Origin of the sequence: Nocardiopsis sp. NPDC006198 (genome assembly GCF_040613895.1) — a bacterium.
In the GTDB taxonomy this organism is placed as follows: domain Bacteria; phylum Actinomycetota; class Actinomycetes; order Streptosporangiales; family Streptosporangiaceae; genus Nocardiopsis; species Nocardiopsis tropica.
This window is the reverse complement of the sequence record NZ_JBEXSY010000009.1, coordinates 1-15,630: the sequence shown is the minus strand read 5'-3', so window position 1 is coordinate 15,630 and position 15,630 is coordinate 1. Positions and strand designations below refer to the sequence as shown.

At 75.7% G+C, this 15,630-nt stretch carries 9 protein-coding genes, 1 pseudogene and 3 riboswitches; of the genes and pseudogenes, 3 read left to right on the top strand and 7 right to left on the bottom strand.

Features of this window, described 5'->3' with window-relative positions:
* Nucleotides 1-36 precede the first annotated feature (36 nt).
* A riboswitch (cobalamin riboswitch) is annotated at nt 37-140 on the top strand.
* 50 nt (nt 141-190) lie between these two features.
* From ABZ234_RS08755 to ABZ234_RS08745, 3 genes are read left to right on the top strand one after another with little or no spacing between them, the layout of a single operon-like run.
* Complete coding sequence (locus ABZ234_RS08755) at nt 191-2,290, top strand: VWA domain-containing protein (protein WP_355011680.1); 2,100 nt, start codon at nt 191-193, stop codon at nt 2,288-2,290.
* A complete protein-coding gene (gene cobO / locus ABZ234_RS08750; RefSeq protein ID WP_344180440.1) occupies nt 2,290-2,904 on the top strand; it encodes a cob(I)yrinic acid a,c-diamide adenosyltransferase in 615 nt (204 codons plus the stop codon). Before ABZ234_RS08755 ends, cobO begins: the two co-directional genes overlap by 1 nt.
* Entirely contained in the window at nt 2,901-5,357 is a 2,457-nt protein-coding gene (locus tag ABZ234_RS08745) for a cobyrinate a,c-diamide synthase (protein ID WP_355011629.1), read from the top strand. The genes cobO and ABZ234_RS08745 overlap by 4 nt, the downstream gene beginning before the upstream one ends.
* A gap of 148 nt (nt 5,358-5,505) precedes the next feature.
* Here the strand turns inward: ABZ234_RS08745 and ABZ234_RS08740 are convergent, their stop codons facing one another.
* The 7 genes and pseudogenes from ABZ234_RS08740 to ABZ234_RS08710 form a co-directional block, all read right to left on the bottom strand.
* Nucleotides 5,506-6,258, bottom strand: coding sequence for a cobalt-precorrin-6A reductase (locus tag ABZ234_RS08740; protein WP_355011679.1), 753 nt, complete (start codon nt 6,256-6,258; stop codon nt 5,506-5,508).
* A gap of 174 nt (nt 6,259-6,432) precedes the next feature.
* A pseudogene (locus tag ABZ234_RS08735) lies at nt 6,433-7,842 on the bottom strand (cobyric acid synthase); the annotation flags it as partial.
* Nucleotides 7,839-8,564, bottom strand: coding sequence for a precorrin-6A synthase (deacetylating) (gene cobF / locus ABZ234_RS08730; RefSeq protein ID WP_355011628.1), 726 nt, complete (start codon nt 8,562-8,564; stop codon nt 7,839-7,841). The pseudogene ABZ234_RS08735 and the gene cobF, both read right to left, overlap by 4 nt.
* Entirely contained in the window at nt 8,561-12,151 is a 3,591-nt protein-coding gene (gene cobN, locus ABZ234_RS08725) for a cobaltochelatase subunit CobN (RefSeq protein ID WP_355011627.1), read from the bottom strand. The genes cobF and cobN overlap by 4 nt, the downstream gene beginning before the upstream one ends.
* Nucleotides 12,152-12,184: 33 nt before the next feature.
* Nucleotides 12,185-12,324: riboswitch (cobalamin riboswitch) on the bottom strand.
* A gap of 13 nt (nt 12,325-12,337) precedes the next feature.
* The gene (locus tag ABZ234_RS08720; RefSeq protein ID WP_355011626.1) at nt 12,338-13,156 is read right to left on the bottom strand and encodes an ABC transporter ATP-binding protein; all 819 of its coding nucleotides are present in this window, start codon (nt 13,154-13,156) and stop codon (nt 12,338-12,340) included.
* Entirely contained in the window at nt 13,153-14,169 is a 1,017-nt protein-coding gene (locus tag ABZ234_RS08715; protein WP_267946775.1) for an iron chelate uptake ABC transporter family permease subunit, read from the bottom strand. The genes ABZ234_RS08720 and ABZ234_RS08715 overlap by 4 nt, the downstream gene beginning before the upstream one ends.
* The gene (locus ABZ234_RS08710; RefSeq protein ID WP_355011625.1) at nt 14,166-15,224 is read right to left on the bottom strand and encodes an ABC transporter substrate-binding protein; all 1,059 of its coding nucleotides are present in this window, start codon (nt 15,222-15,224) and stop codon (nt 14,166-14,168) included. The genes ABZ234_RS08715 and ABZ234_RS08710 overlap by 4 nt, the downstream gene beginning before the upstream one ends.
* Nucleotides 15,225-15,283: 59 nt before the next feature.
* Nucleotides 15,284-15,494: riboswitch (cobalamin riboswitch) on the bottom strand.
* Between the last annotated feature and the right edge of the window lie 136 nt (nt 15,495-15,630).

Below are 15,630 nucleotides of genomic sequence, written 5' to 3'. Positions count from 1 at the left end.
TGCCCCGGCTGCCCAGCCATCGGAAACGGTGGGGACGGCGTCCGGGGAGAATCTGGGAAGCCCGGTGAGAATCCGGCACAGGCCCGCTGCGGTGAGCCGAGCCTCCGTACAGGAGGACTCGGTGAGTCCGAAGACCGGCCCCGCACCCGCCCATGACCGATGGCGAAACGAGCGGGAGCCTCACATGCCATTGCGGACGTCCCACTATCCCTTCTCGGCGATCGTCGGCTGCGACGCCGAACCGCTCGACGACCTGGGCCTGGCCCTCGTCCTGGCCAGCGTCTCCCCCGAGATCGGCGGCGTCCTGGTCCGCGGCCAGAAGGGCACCGCCAAGTCCACCGCGGTGCGGGCCCTGGCCCCCCTCCTGCCCCCGGTCGAGGTCTACCGGGGCGACCGCTTCTCCGTCGACCCCGCCGACCCCGCGCAGGAGTCGCCGGACGGTCCCTTCCCTCCCGGCACGGCCGTGGAGCGCCGCCCGGTGCGCCTGGTCGAACTGCCGGTGGGCGCCACCGAGGACCGCGTCCTGGGCTCGCTGCACCTGGAACAGGCGCTCACGCACGGCCGGGTCGCCTACGAACCCGGGCTGCTGGCGCGCGGCCACCGCGGCCTCCTCTACGTGGACGAGGTCAACCTGCTCCACGACCACCTGGTCGACCTCCTCCTGGACGCCGCCGCGACCGGCCGGGTGACCGTGGAGCGCGACGGGTTCTCCGTGGAGCACGCCGCGCGCTTCCTGCTCATCGGGACGATGAACCCCGAGGAGGGCGAGCTGCGCCCGCAGCTCCTGGACCGGTTCGGGCTGACCGTCGAGGTCGCCGCGCCCTCCGACCCCGCCGCACGCGTGGAGGTGGTCCGCAGGCGCATGGCCTACGACGCCGACGCCGCCGCCTTCTCCGAACGCTACGACCGGGCCGAGAAGGCCCTCGCCGAGCGCATCGCGGCGGCCCGGGAGACGGCCCGGCGCGCCCGGCTGTCCGACGCCGCGCTGCTGAAGATCGCGCAGGTGTGCGCGGCGTTCGAGGTCGACGGCCTGCGCGCCGACATCGTGACCGCGCGCACGGCCCTGGCGCACGCCGCCTGGGAGGGCCGGACCTCGGTCTCCCTGGCCGACATCCGCCGCGCGGCCCTGCTGGCCCTGCCGCACCGGCGCCGGCGCAATCCCTTCGACGCGCCGGGGCTCGACGAGGAGCTCCTCGACCGCGTCCTGGGGGACGAGGAGCCGCCGCCGGACGGCCCCGAGCCGCCGGGCGGCTCCGACGGCCCCACCGGCTCCGACGACCCCGCTTCCCCCGCCGATGACGGCGGGGACGGCGCCCCCGGGGACGCGGACGGGGCCCCCTCCCGGTCCCCGGAGGCCGGCGCCGGCGAACCGGACCGGTCCCCCGCCCCGCCCCGTGGGCCGGAGAACGCCCGGGAGGCGGAAGCCCCCCGGGACCGCGGGGACGCCGAGCGGGACGGGGCCGGGCCCGAGCCCACGGCCGGCACCACGGTCGGAGCGGGCGCCCCCTACCGCCCCCGGACGTTCACCGCGCGGGGCACGGGGACCGGCGCCGACGGCCGGCGCAGCCGCGCCCTCGGCTCCCGGGGCCGCCGGATCGGGGCCGCACCGCCCGGCGGGGGTTCCGGCGGCCCGCTCCACCTGGTCGAGACCGTCAGGGCGGCGGCCTCCCGCCCGCACGGCGGCGGCCGGATCGGCCTGCTCCCCGGCGACCTGCGCGTCGCGGTGCGCGAGGGCCAGGAGAGCAACCTGGTGCTGTTCTGCGTCGACGCCTCCGGCTCCATGGCGGCGCGCAAGCGCATGGGCGAGGTCAAGACCGCCATCCTGTCCCTGCTGTTGGACGCCTACCGGCGCCGCGACAAGGTCGGGCTCGTGACCTTCCGGGGGACGGCGGCCGACCTGGTGCTGCCCCCGACCCGTTCGGTGGACACCGCCGCCGCCCGCCTGGACGCACTGCCCGCCGGGGGGCGCACCCCGCTCGCCGAGGGCCTGCTGGAGGCCGCCCGGGTCCTGCGGCGCGAGCGCCTGCGCGACCCGAGGCAGCGCCCCCTGCTCGTCCTGGTGACCGACGGCCGGGCCACCGGCGGACGGGGGGCGGTCGGCCGGTCGCTGGAGGCCGCCGACCACGTCGCCGGCCTGGGCGTGGCCACCGTCGTCGTGGACGGCGAGTCCGGCCCGCTGCGCCTGGGCCTGGCCGCCGCCCTCGCCGCCCGCATGGGCGCCGAACACCTGCCCGTCGACGAGGTCAGCGCCGACACTCTGGGAAACGCCGTGAGAGAGAGGGCCGCCTGATGCCCCAGGGCAGACCGTCCGTCGTCCCCGACGACGGGCTCACCACCCGGCAGCGCCGCAACCAGCCCGTGCTCGCCGTCCACACCGGGGACGGCAAGGGCAAGTCGACCGCCGCGTTCGGGCTCGCGCTGCGCGGCTGGAACCAGGGCTGGCGGATCGGGGTGTTCCAGTTCGTGAAGTCGGCGAAGTGGCGCATCGGCGAGCAGACCGTGCTCGAACGCCTGGGGAGGCTGCACGAGGAGACCGGCGAGGGCGGCCCCGTGGAGTGGCACAAGATGGGCTCGGGCTGGTCCTGGAGCCGCCGCCGGGGCAGCGACGAGGACCACGCGGCGGACGCGGCCGAGGGATGGGCGGAGATCAAGCGCAGGCTCGCCGAGCAGACGCACGACCTGCTCATCCTCGACGAGTTCACCTACCCGATCCACTGGGGCTGGGTCGACGTCGGGGACGTCGTGACCGCCCTGCGCGACCGTCCGGGTCGCCAGCACGTGATCGTCACGGGCCGCCGCGCCGCCCCCGAACTCCTGGAGGCGGCGGACCTGGTCACCGAGATGACCAAGGTCAAGCACCCGATGGACGCGGGCCGCAAGGGCCAGCGGGGGATCGAGTGGTGAGGACCCCGTCGGCCCCGGGGCAGCCCCGGCAGGCGCCTCCGGCACGGCCGACGGCCCTGCCGAGGCTGATGGTCGCCGCGCCCATGACCGGGCAGGGCAAGACCACGGTCGCCGCCGGCCTGATGGCCGCGCTCCGCGACACCGGGCTCGCCGTCAGCGGCCACAAGGTCGGCCCGGACTACATCGACCCCGGGTACCACGCCCTGGCCACCGGCCGTCCCGGCCGCAACCTCGACCCCCACCTGGTCGGGGAGGAGCGGGTGGCGCCGCTGCTCCTGCACGGGGCCCGGGGCGCGGACGCGGCCGTCGTCGAAGGGGTGATGGGGCTGCACGACGGGCGGATCGGCGCCGACGGCTTCGCCTCCTCCGCGCACGTCGCGGCCCTGACCCGCACGCCCGTGGTCCTGGTCGTGGACGTGTCCCGCATGTCCCGGTCGGTGGGCGCGCTGGTGGCGGGCATGGCCGCCTACGACCCGGCGGTCGAGGTCGTCGGCGTGCTCCTCAACAAGGCCGGTTCGGCGCGCAACGTCGCCGAGATCACCCGCTCGGTCGGCCTGCCGGTCCTCGGCGTGATCCCCCGCGACGAGCGGATCGCCAGCCCGTCCCGCCACCTCGGGCTCGTCCCCGCGTCGGAGCGGGAGGACTCGGCACGGGTGGTCGAGCGGCTCGGCGAGCACATCGCGGGCCATGTCGACCTGGACGCGCTGCTGGAGGCGGCCCGCTCCGCGCCCGCGCTGGACGCCCGCCCCTGGGACCCGGCCGCGGAGGTGGCGGGCCCGGGCGCGGGCCCGCGCACGGTGGTCGCCGTGGCCGGGGGCCGGACCTTCACCTTCCGCTACACCGAGACCGAGGAGCTGCTCACCGCCGCCGGGTGCGAGGTCGTCGCGTTCGACCCCCTGGAGGACGCCGGCCTGCCGGCCGGCACTCGGGGCCTCTACCTGGGCGGCGGCTTCCCGGAGGTGTACGCGGGCGAGCTCGCCGCGAACCGGGGCCTGCTGGCCGAGCTGCGTGAGGCGGTCCGCGGCGGGGTCCCGACGGTCGCCGAGTGCGCCGGCCTGCTCTACCTCGCCGACGCGCTCGACGGCCACGCCATGGCGGGTGCCGTCCCGGCCGTCGCCCGCATGACGGAGCGGCTCACCCTGCGCTACCCCGAGGCGGTCTCGCCGGGGGGCACGCTGCTGACCCGGGCCGGGGAGCGGGTCACCGGCCACGAGTTCCACCGCACGGCGCTCACTCCCGGGCACGGGGACCGCCCGGCCTGGGTGGTCGACGGCACGCCGGAGGGCTTCGCCTCCCCGACCCTGCACGCCTCCTACCTACACGTGCACTGGGCCGGCCACCCGCAGCTCGCCGCGAGGTTCGCCGAGGCCGTGCACAGAGCACCGGCACCGGCGCCCGCCGTGCCCGCCCCCGCCGCCCGGACGGCGGCCGTCCCCGGCGCCGGACCGGTGGCCGACCCGCTGCGCCACCACGGCGACGTGGAGGCGCGCGGCGGCATGCTCGACTTCGCGGTCAACGTCTATCCGGGGGAACGGCCCGCCTGGCTCGACCGGGCCCTGCACGAGAGCCTGGACCACGCGGACGTCTACCCCGACCCCGCGCCCGCGCGCGAGGCCGTCGCGCGCCGGCACGCCCGGCGGCCCGCCGAGGTCCTGCCGACGGCGGGCGCGGCCGAGGCGTTCACCCTGGTCGCCCGCTTGCGGCCGTGGCATCGCCCCGTCGTCGTGCACCCCCAGTTCACCGAGCCGCACGCCGCCCTGGAGCAGGCCGGGCACACCGTCACCGCCGTGCTCTGCCCGGAGAGCCGGGGTTTCGCCCTCGATCCCGCAGCTGTGCCCGAGGACGCGGACCTGGTGGTGGTCGGCAACCCCACCAACCCCACCGGTGTCCTGCACCCGGCCGAGGCGCTGCGCGGGCTGTGCCGGCCCGGCCGGCTGGTCGTGGTGGACGAGGCGTTCATGGACGCCCTGCCCGGGGAGCCGGAGTCCTTGGCCGGTGAGCGGATCGGGGGCCTGGTGGTGCTGCGCAGTCTCACCAAGCACTGGTCGGTCCCGGGTATCCGCGCCGGGTACGCGGTCGGCGACGAGGCCGTCGTGCGCGGTCTGGCCCGGGTACAGACGCCCTGGTCGGTGTCGGCGCCCGCGATCGCCGCCTCCGTCGCCTGCACGGGCGAGGAGGCGGGCGCGGAGGCGGAGCGCCGCGCGGCGGAGTTCGGTGAGTGGCGCACCGGCCTGGAGGCGGGGCTGCGCGGAGCGGGGATCGGGTTCGTGCCCTCCCGGGCGCCTTTCGTGCTGGTGAAGGCGGGCGAGGGGGTCCACGCGCGGCTGCGCGACCAGGGCATCGCCGTACGCCGGGCCGACACCTTCCCGGGTCTGGACGCCGACTGGGTGCGCGTGGCCGTGCGCCCGCCCGAGACCACGCGCAAGCTGCTCGCCGCCCTGTCTGCGGAGTAGCGGAACGTCCACCCGGGCGACCTCTCCTCCGCGGTCGGCAGCACGCGCGCCGACGTCCACGACTCGCGGGGCGCGGACGCCCGCCGTCACGCCGCAGGGAGGGGAGCCGGCCGTGTCCGCCCGGCCGACGCCCGGGCACGCATCTCCCTCAGGGGTTGACCCGGGGGACTTCCCGCGGGGACCCGCCCAGGCCGGTCACCCAGTCGAAGGCGTCCGCCACGTCGTGGACGGTGGGCACGCCCCGGGGGCCGGGCGGGCGCCGCACCACCACGACCGGGGCGCCGAGCCGGGCGGCGGCCTCCATCTTCGGCCAGGTGTAGGTTCCCCCGGAGTCCTTCGTGACGAGCACGTCCGCCCGGTGCCCGGCCATCAGCTCCAGCTCACCGTCGAGGCGGTACGGTCCCCGGCTGGTCACCAGCCGCCAGGCGACGGGGAGCTCGAGTCCGGGCACGTCCACCACCCGGGCCAGGACCGCGCGCCCGCCCAGGGCGGGCACGAGGCGGGCCAGCTCCTGGCGGCCGACCGTCACGAACGGCCGCTCGCCGAGCCCGGCCGCCAGCTCAGCCGCCTCCTCGTGGGTGTCGGCGTGGTGCCAGGCCGGGTCGGGCTCCCACCCCGGCCGCTCCAACCGCAGCAGCGGCAGGTCCGTGCAGGCGGCGGCCGCGTTGGCGGTCATGCCGAGCGCGAAGGGGTGGGTGGCGTCCACGACCGCGTCGTAGTCGGCCAGGGCGGCGCGCAGTCCGGGCACTCCGCCGAACCCGCCGATCCGCACCTTCCCCACCGGCAGGCGCGGCCGGGCCACCCGGCCGGCCAGCGACGTGGTCACGTCCACGCCCGCCCCGACCAGCAGGGCGGCCAGTTCACGGGCCTCGGACGTACCCCCCAGGAGCAGGAGCCGCACAGAAGAAGGGCTGCGCCGAGGGCGTCCGTCGAGGGTGGTGGAGGGTGACGAAGAGGGAGGCACCGCGGCCGCAGGCCGTCCGTTGAGGGTGGTGGAGGGTGACGGGAGGGAGGCTCCCGGACCGAGCACCGGCAGACCGGCGGGAGCCCCGTCGAGGGCCAGCCCGAGCAGGGCGTCGACGTCCAGGTACCGCTCCGCCAGGTCGGCGAGCAGGTCCATGCGCCGCTCGCGCGCCGCGGGGAAGTCCGTCCCGGACGGCCCGTACCCCAGTGTCCGGGCGAGGAAGGCCGCCCGGAAGGCGTCGCCCTCCAGGCTGCCGTGCCACATGGTCCCGAAGACGTTGCCCGAACGCGCCCCGCCCAGGAACTCCTCCGCGCCCCCGCCCACCGTGATCCTGCCGTGGTGGATCTCGTAACCGCTCGCGGGCGCGCCCAGGGCCTCCCCCTCCGGCAGGCGGAGGACCTTGTCGGCGGTGAACTCGGTGCGCACGTCGAGGAGGCCGAGCCCCTCGGCGGACGCCCCGGGTGCGGCCTCGACCCCCTCGGGGTCGGTGACGGTGTGTCCGAGCATCTGGAAGCCGCCGCAGACGCCGAGCAGCGGGCGTCCGCGGCGGACGTGTCCGGTGATCGCCGTGTCCAGTCCGCGCGAGCGCAGCCAGGCCAGGTCGGCGAGGGTGGAACGGGTGCCCGGCAGCACCACGAGGTCGGCGTCGGCGATGTCGCGCGGACCGGAGGCGAAGACCACGTCGAGCCCGGGTTCCAGGCCGAGCGCGTCCACGTCGGTGAAGTTGCTGATCCGGGGCAGGCGCACCACCGCCACCCGCAGCGCCGCCTCCCCGTCGGCCCGCCGTCCCTCCAGGTCGAGGGCGTCCTCGGAGTCCAGCCACAGCCCCGGGTCCCACGGCAGGGTCCCGAACACCCGGCGGCCGGTGATCCGTTCGAGGTCGTCCAGCCCCGGCCGGAGCAGGGCGTGGTCGCCACGGAACTTGTTGACCGCGAAACCGGCGATCAGGGCCTGGTCCTCGGGCTCCAGCAGCGCCACCGTCCCGTACATCGCGGCGAACACCCCGCCCCGGTCGATGTCGCCGACCACAACCACGGGCATCCCCGCGTGGCGGGCCAGGCCCATGTTCACGTAATCGCCCGCGCGGAGGTTGATCTCGGCGGGGCTGCCCGCGCCCTCGGCGACGACGACGTCGTAGCGCGCGGACAGGTCGTCGAAGGCGGCGTGGGCGGCCTCGGCCAGGTGGCGCCGCCCCGCCTCCCAGTCGGAGGAGGACACCTCCCCGGCGGGGTGGCCGAGCAGCACGGCGTGGCTGCGCCGGTCGCTGCCCGGTTTGAGCAGCACCGGGTTCATCGCGGGTTCGGGGAGGGCGCGGGCGGCCAGCGCCTGCACCCACTGGGCGCGGCCGATCTCCGCCGGGCGCCCGTCCGGGCCGTGGCAGACCATCGAGTTGTTGGACATGTTCTGCGCCTTGTACGGCGCCACCCGCACGCCCCGGCGGGCGAAGGCCCGGCACAGGGCGGTGGTGACCACGCTCTTGCCCGCGTCGGAGGTGGTCCCGGCGACCAGGAGCCCTGTCACTCCGGCCTCCTCAGCAGCGCGGTGTCCATCATCCAGCCGGCCCTCTCCCTGGCCCTCCGGCGGGCCGCCGCGATCTCGGGCAGTACCTCGCCCACGCGTCCGGCGACCAGTTCCTCGGAGTCGGCGCCCAGGTTGGCCCCCCACCAGAGGGACCAGTCCTCCAGGCCTTCGAACCCGTGCCGTCCGCCGAGCATGACGAGGATGTTGTTCTGCCCCGCGTCGACGGCCTCGCGCAGCCGCCGCGCCGGGGTCACGTGCACCGGGCGGCCGACCCCGTGCAGCACGATCCGGTGCCGGGCGGCCAGGACCTGGGGCGCGCTGATCCCGGGCAGCACGTCGTAGTCCACGCCGACGTTCCCGCGCTCGGCGATCCGCGCGACGATCCGCAGGGTGGAGTCGTACAGCGAGGGGTCGCCCCAGACCAGGAGGGCCGCGGTGCCGCCGCGCTCGCCGAGCACCCGCTCGAAGGCGGCCACGCGGGCCTCGTGCCAGTCGGCGACCGCCGCCGGGTAGTCGGCGGGGTCGTCGCGGTCGCGCTCGGGGTCGGCCACGGTGGCCAGCGGGACGCCGAAGGCGTCGCAGACGGCCCGGCGCAGGGCGAGCAGCCCGTCGTCCGCCCCCTTGTCGACGGCCACCGCGTAGTCGCAGTCCCGGAGGGCCTCGGCGACCTCGCCGGTGACGTGGTGGGGGCCCATGCCGATCCCCAGGATCCGCACCCTCATTCGGACCGCTCCTCCAGGTCCCCCTCGACCTCCAGGTAGACCTCGGTGAGGGCCTCCAGGGTGGCCGGGTCCGGCTCCGCCCACAGCCCGCGCCGCGCGGCCTCGTGCAGGCGCTCGACGATGCCGTGCAGCGCCCAGGGGTTGGAGCGGCGCAGGAACTCCTGGGTCTCGGCGTCCAGGACGTACTCGGCGGCGAGCTTCTCGTACATCCAGTCGTGCACGACCCCGGCCGTGGCGTCGAAGCCGAACAGGTAGTCGACGGTCGCGGCCAGCTCGAAGGCGCCCTTGTAGCCGTGCCGCCGCATGGCCGCGATCCAGCGGGGGTTGACCACCCGGGCCCGGAACACGCGGGCGGTCTCGTCCGCCAGGGGGCGTGTGCGCACCGCGTCGGGCGAGGTGGAGTCGCCGACGTAGGCCTTGGGGTCGGCCCCGCTGAGGGCACGCACGGTGGCGATCATGCCGCCGTGGTACTGGAAGTAGTCGTCGGAGTCGGCGATGTCGTGCTCGGCGCTGTCGATGTTCTTCGCGGCGACCTTGATCCGGCGGTAGTTGGTCCGCATGTCGTCGGCCGCGGGCACGCCGGCGAGGTCGCGGCCGTACGCGAAACCGCCCCAGGCCGTGTAGACCTCGGCGAGGTCGCGGTCGTCGCGCCAGTTGCCGGACTCCACGACCTGGAGGATGCCCGCGCCGTAGGAGCCGGGGGCGGAGCCGAAGATCCGGGTGGTGGCGCGGCGCCGGTCGCCGTGCTCGGCCAGGTCGGCGTTGGTGTGGGCGCGCACGTAGTTCTGTTCGTCCGGTTCGTCGAGCCCGGCGACGAGGCCGACCGCGTCGTCCAGCATGGCGACCACGTGCGGGAAGGCGTCGCGGAAGAAGCCGGAGATGCGCACCGTGACGTCGATGCGCGGACGCCCCAGCTCCTCCAGCGGCACCACGTGGAGCCGGCCGACCCGGCGGGAGGCCTCGTCCCACTCGGGCCGGACCCCGAGCAGGGCCAGGACCTCGGCGATGTCGTCGCCGGAGGTGCGCATCGCGGAGGTGCCCCACACCGACAGGCCGACCGACTCCGGGTAGGCGCCGGTCTCGTCCAGGTGGCGGCGCAGCAGGGACTCCGCCATGGCCTGGCCGGTCTGCCAGGCGAGCCGGGAGGGGACCGCGCGCGGGTCGACCGTGTAGAAGTTGCGGCCGGTCGGCAGCACGTTGACCAGTCCGCGCAGCGGGGAGCCGGACGGACCCGCCGGGACGAAACCGCCGTTCAGGGCGTGCAGGACGTGGTCGATCTCGTCGGTGGTGCGGGCCAGCCGGGGGACGACCTGCTCAGCGGCGAACTCCAGGACGCGGCGCACCCCGGGGTCGTCGTGCAGGTTCTGCGCGGCCGCCGGGTCCCATCCGGCGGCCTCCATGCGCTCGACGAGGCCGCGGGCCAGCGCCTCCACCGCGTCGACCTCCTGGGTGGGCGCGTCCTCCTTGAGGCCGAGTGCGGCCCGCAGGCCTGGCACCGCGCCGCCCACGCCTCCCCAGACCTGGGCGGCGCGGAGCACGGACAGGACCAGGTTCACCCGGGCCGTGCCCTCCGGCGCCGCCCCCAGCACGTGCAGGCCGTCACGGATCTGGGTGTCCTTGATCTCGCACAGCCAGCCGTCGACGTGCAGCAGGAAGTCGTCGAACTCCTCGTCGTCGGGCCGCTCGTCCAGACCGAGGTCGCGGTGCATCTCGGCGGCGCGCATCAGGGCCCAGATCTCGCCGCGGACCGCGGGCAGCTTGGCCGGGTCCATCGCCGCGATGTTGGCGTGCTCGTCCAGGAGCTGTTCCAGGCGCGCGATGTCGCCGTAGCTCTCGGCCCGGGCCATCGGGGGGATGAGGTGGTCGACGACCGTGGCGTGGGCCCGGCGCTTGGCCTGGGCCCCCTCCCCCGGGTCGTTGACCAGGAACGGGTAGACCAGCGGGAGGTCGCCCAGGGCCGCGTCGGTGGCGCAGCCGGCGGAGAGCGCGGCGTTCTTCCCGGGCAGCCACTCCAGGGAGCCGTGCTTGCCCAGGTGCACGACGGCGTGCGCGCCGAACCCGTGCTCCAGCCATCGGTAGGCCGCCAGGTAGTGGTGGCTGGGGGCCAGGTCGGGGTCGTGGTAGATCGCGATCGGGTTCTCGCCGAAACCGCGCGGGGGCTGGACCAGCACGACGACGTTGCCCGCCCGGAGGGCGGCCAGCACGAGTTCGCCCTGTTCGTTCACGTACAGCTTGCCGGGTGCGGCGCCCCACGCCTCGGTCATCGCCTCCTTCAGCGCCGGGTCCAGGTCCCGGGTCCAGGCGGCGTACTGCTCGGGGGTGATGCGCACGTGGGCCTCGGTGAGCTGGACGGAGGTCAGCCAGTCCTCGTCCTGGCCGCCCGCCGCGATCAGGGCGTGGATCAGGGCGTCGCCCGCCTCAGTCTCGTCGGGCAGGTCCAGGCCGGGAAGGGCGTCGGGCGCGCCCAGGTCGTAGCCCTCCCGGCGCAGGCAGCGCAGCAGGCGCACCAGGGAGCGGGGGGTGTCGAGCCCGACGGCGTTGCCGATGCGCGCGTGCTTGGTGGGATAGGCGGACAGGACCACGGCGATCCGCTTCTCGGCGGGCGGCACGTGCCGGAGCCGGGCGTGGGCGACGGCGGTCCCGGCCAGCCGCGTGCAGCGCTCGGGGTCGGCGACGTAGCGGGGCAGCCCGTCGCTGTCGATCTCCTTGAAGGAGAACGGCACCGTGATGATGCGGCCGTCGAACTCGGGGATGGCGATCTGGGTGGCCGAGTCGAGCGGGGTGACCCCGTCGTCGGAACCCTCCCAGTCCGCGCGTGAGCTGGTCAGGCACAGGCCCTGGAGGACGGGGACGTCCAGGGCGGCCATGCGCTCCACGTCCCAGGCCTCGTCGTCGCCGCCCGCGCTCGCGGACGCGGGCACGCTGCCGCCCGCCGCGAGGACCGTGACCACCAGGGCGTCGAAGCCGCCGAGCGCCTCGTAGAGGTCGTCGGGGGCCGAGCGCAGCGACCCGGCGAAGACGGGGACGCCCACGGCCCGGCCGGTCGCGTCGACGGCGTCGGCCAGGGCGTGCGCGAACGCGGTGTTGCCGCCCGCCTCGTGGGCCCGGTAGTAGAGGATGCCCACCTCGGGGAGGCCCTGGCCGTGCGGCAGCTCGCGCTCGGCGAAGCCCCACGGCGGGAGCGCCGACGGGGGCTCGAACCCCTCCCCGGTCAGCAGCACGGTGTCCGACAGGAAGGCGTGCAGGCGGCCGAGGTTGGCCGGACCGCCCTCGGCCAAATAGCGGTGGGCCTCGGTCGCCACCCCGATGGGCACGGTGGAGTGCTCCATGAGCTCGGCGCTGGGCTGCTGCTCGCCGCTGAGGACCACCAGGGGCGTGCCCCGCTCGCGGACGGCGGCCAGACCGGGCCACAGGTCGTGCGAGGAGCCCAGCAGGCGCACCACCACGAGGTCGGCGCGCCCGACGGCGGCGGTGAGTTCGGCGTCGGAGGCGCGGGACGGGTTGGCCCACAGGTAGGCGGCGCCGCTGGCCCGCGCGGACAGCAGGTCGGTGTCGGACGTGGACAGCAGAGCGATCCGGACCGTCATGGCCGGGCTCCTCCCTCGGGGTTCTCGCCCCGTCGGCGGTCGGACTGCCCGGGCCAGTGTCTGGCTGCACCCCTCGTCGGGGTGTCACAGTGGCGGAACCGCCCCGGAATCTCACCGGGTTCCTGTACCACGGGCAAAGGATTCACACTGTAGCCGGGAGCCCCTCCTCCGGTCCCGGCGGGGACGTCAGGAGCGGTCGGCCCGCCCCGGGGGGACGGCGCCCCGGCGCAGGAAGCGGACCACCGGGCCGTCGGCCCCCGGGGTGACCTCGGCCGGGACCCCGTACACCTCTCCGATGAGGTCGGAGGTCAGGACCTCGGAGGGCGTGCCCCCGGCGACCGCCCGGCCGTCCCGGAGCACGACCAGGCGGTCGCAGTACATCGCCGCCAGGTTGAGGTCGTGCAGGGCGATCACGGTGGTCACCGGCAGGCCCGTGACCAGCTCCATCAGGTCGAGCTGGTACTGGATGTCGAGGTGGTTGGTGGGTTCGTCGAGCAGGAGCTCACCGGGTTCCTGGGCCAGGGCCCGGGCGATCTGGGCGCGCTGGCGTTCGCCGCCGGACAGGGTGTGCCAGGACTGGTCGGCCCGGTCCGCCAGTCCGGTGCGCTCCAGCGCCCGCGCCACGGCCTCCAGGTCGGCCGGGGTCATGGGAGTCCAGGACCGGCGGTGCGGGATGCGTCCCAGGGCCACCACCTCGCGGACCGTCAGCTCGGTCTGGGTGTGCGCCTGCTGCTGGACGGTGGCCACCCGCCGTGCCACGGCCCGGCGGCCGACCCGGTCCAGCGGCCGGCCGTCCAGGGTGACCGCCCCGGCGGAGGGGGCGAGCACCCCGGCGAGCAGCCGCAGCAGGGTGGACTTGCCCGACCCGTTGGGTCCCAGCAGGCCGACGGTCTCACCGGGGCGGGTGGCGAGGGTGACGCCGTCGAGCACGAGACGGCCCCCGATCCCGAGGCTGACCCGGTCGGCGCGCAGCCCCTCCCCCGGGGCCCGGACTGGGTGGTTCACGTCTTCCTCCTCACTCGGTACAGCACGGCGACGAAGGCGGGCACCCCGATGAGGGAGGTGACCACCCCCACCGGGATCTCCTGCGGGTCCAGCGCGGTCCGGGCGACCGTGTCCACCCACACCAGGAAGACCGCCCCCGCCAGCGCGGTGACCGGCAGCAGCCGGGCGTGGGAGGAACCGGTGAGGGCCCGTGCGGCGTGCGGCAGGACCAGGCCCACGAACCCGATCGCGCCCGTGGAGCTGACCAGCACCGCCGTGAGCAGCGCGGTGGCGCTCAGCAGCAGCACGCGGGCCCGGCCCACCCGGACGCCCAGGTTCGCCGCGGCCTCCTCGCCGAAGGCGAAGGCGTCCAGGGTGGTGGTGTGGGCGAGGCAGACGGCGAGCACGAGGCACAGCACCGCGGCGCACAGGAGCACGTCGGTCCATCCGGCGCCGCCGAGGGAGCCCAGCAGCCAGAACAGCACCGCGCGCGTGGTGTCGGCGTCCGCCGAGGTCAGCACGATGAACGAGGTCAGCGCCGAGAACAGCTGCATGGCCGCGACCCCGGACAGCACGACGCGGTCCATGCTCCCGCCGAGGCTGTGGCTGAGCAGCATCACCATGCCGAAGGAGAGCAGGGCGCCCGCGAAGGCCCCCGCCGGGAGCGAGACCGCTCCGGCGCCCCAGCCGAGCACGGTCACGAGGACCGCCCCGGTGGAGGCGCCGGAGGAGACCCCGAGCACGAAGGGGTCCGCCAGCGGGTTGCGGAGCAGGGACTGCATGACCGCGCCGCACACGGCCAGACCGGCCCCGCAGACCGCGGCGAGCAGGGTGCGGGGCATGCGCAGGTTCCACACGATGCCCTCGCGCAACCGCGTCAGGGGGCTCTCGCCCCACCCGAACCGGGCGGCGGCCGACCTCCAGACCTCGGCGGGGGTGAGGTCGGCGGGCCCGATGGTGACGGCGACCGAGACCGACAGGCCGAGGAGCAGCAGGCCGGAGGTGACGAGCAGCGCCGGGCGCGCACCGCTCAACGGGCGTACCCGAGCTCGCGCAGGCCGTCGGCGACCAGTTCGATGCCCTCGACCGTGCGGATCGAGGGGTTCATCGCCTGGCCGCTGAGCAGGACGTACCGCTCCTCCCGCACGGCGGTGAGGTTGCGGGTGGCCGGGTTGTCCTCCAGGAACTCGATCTTGGCCGCCGCGCTCTCCGCGGTCTGGGAGTCGCGGGTCAGGTCGCCGAGCACGATGACGTCGGGGTCGCGGTCCGCGACGGTCTCCCAGTTGATCTGGGGCCATTCGCTGTGGGTGTCGTCGAAGGCGTTCTGCGCGCCGACGGCGCCGGTGATGGCGCCGGGGGCGCCGCAGCAGCCCGCGAGGTAGGGCGACTGCGCGTTGGCGAACCAGTACATGAGGGAGACGTCCTCGACCTCCAGGTCCTCGGTCGCGGCGTCCACCCGGTCCCGGAGCTCCCCGACGAGCTCCTCCCCGCGTTCCTCCACGCCGAAGATCTCGGCCAGGTCGTGGATCTCGCCGTAGACGGCGTCCAGGGTGAGCGGCTCGCTCCGGGAGCCGTCCCCGCCGCCCTCGTTGTCCTTGCCCGCGGCGCAGTCGGTCGGGGAGACGTACGAGGGCACGCCCAGCTCCTCGAACTGTTCGCGGGTGGCGACCCCGCCGGCGCCGAGTGTGGAGACGAAGGACGCGGTCACGAGGTCGGGCTCGGCCTCCAGGACCCGCTCGAAGGAGGGGTTGTTCTCGGCCAGCCGCGGGATGTCCCCGTTGGCCTCCTCCAGACCCTCCATGATCGGGTCGGTCCAGGTGGCGGTGCCGACCACCCGGTCCTCCAGGCCCAGGGAGAGGAGGATCTCGGTGGTGCCCTGGTTGAGGGAGACCGCCCGCTGCGGGGGCGCGTCGAGGGTGACCTCGTGGCCGCAGTTGTCGACGGTGCGGGGGTAACCGGATCCGGCGGCCGCTTCGGTGCCGTCACCGCCCCGGTCGCCCTGCGGGCCGCAGGCGGTGAGGGCGAGGACGGGGGCGAGCAGGAGGGCGAGGGAGGGGAGTGCGGAGGACAGGAGGACGTGGCGCGACATGGGTATGCCTCAGGTGTCGGGACTCGAACGCGGAGCCTGGCATGGATGCGCCTCCGCGCACTCGACGCGGAGGGGCCAGCAGGTCTTCGGACTCGGGTTCCTCCGGACGGGGTGCCTTCCCAGGGCGGTGCGCGCGGGCGCTTCCGTCCGCGCGCGTGCCCCAGTGGCTCGTGTACCCCGCCCGTCCCCCACACCGCTGCGCGTCAGCTCCGGATTCGCACCGGATTCCCTGACCACCTAGGTGGTACGACTGGCCCCGGAAGGGTACCAAGGGCCCCGCGCGCCCTCCGGGGCGGGCGGGGCCCCGGGCGGCCGCCCCCGGGCGGGGGGCCGGGGGGCGTGCCCGGCACACCCCCCCCGGGCCCGGGGCCCCGGCGAGGGAGCGCAGCAGCGCCGCGGTGGCAGC

Bases quoted from the DNA above. Each gene is read 5' to 3' on its own strand.
- cobO (WP_344180440.1), top strand. From the start codon at position 2,290: ATGCCCCAGGGCAGACCGTCCGTCGTCCCCGACGACGGGCTCACCACC.
- cobF (WP_355011628.1), bottom strand. From the start codon at position 8,564: ATGAGGGTGCGGATCCTGGGGATCGGCATGGGCCCCCACCACGTCACC.
- cobN (WP_355011627.1), bottom strand. From the start codon at position 12,151: ATGACGGTCCGGATCGCTCTGCTGTCCACGTCCGACACCGACCTGCTG.
- ABZ234_RS08710 (WP_355011625.1), bottom strand. From the start codon at position 15,224: ATGTCGCGCCACGTCCTCCTGTCCTCCGCACTCCCCTCCCTCGCCCTC.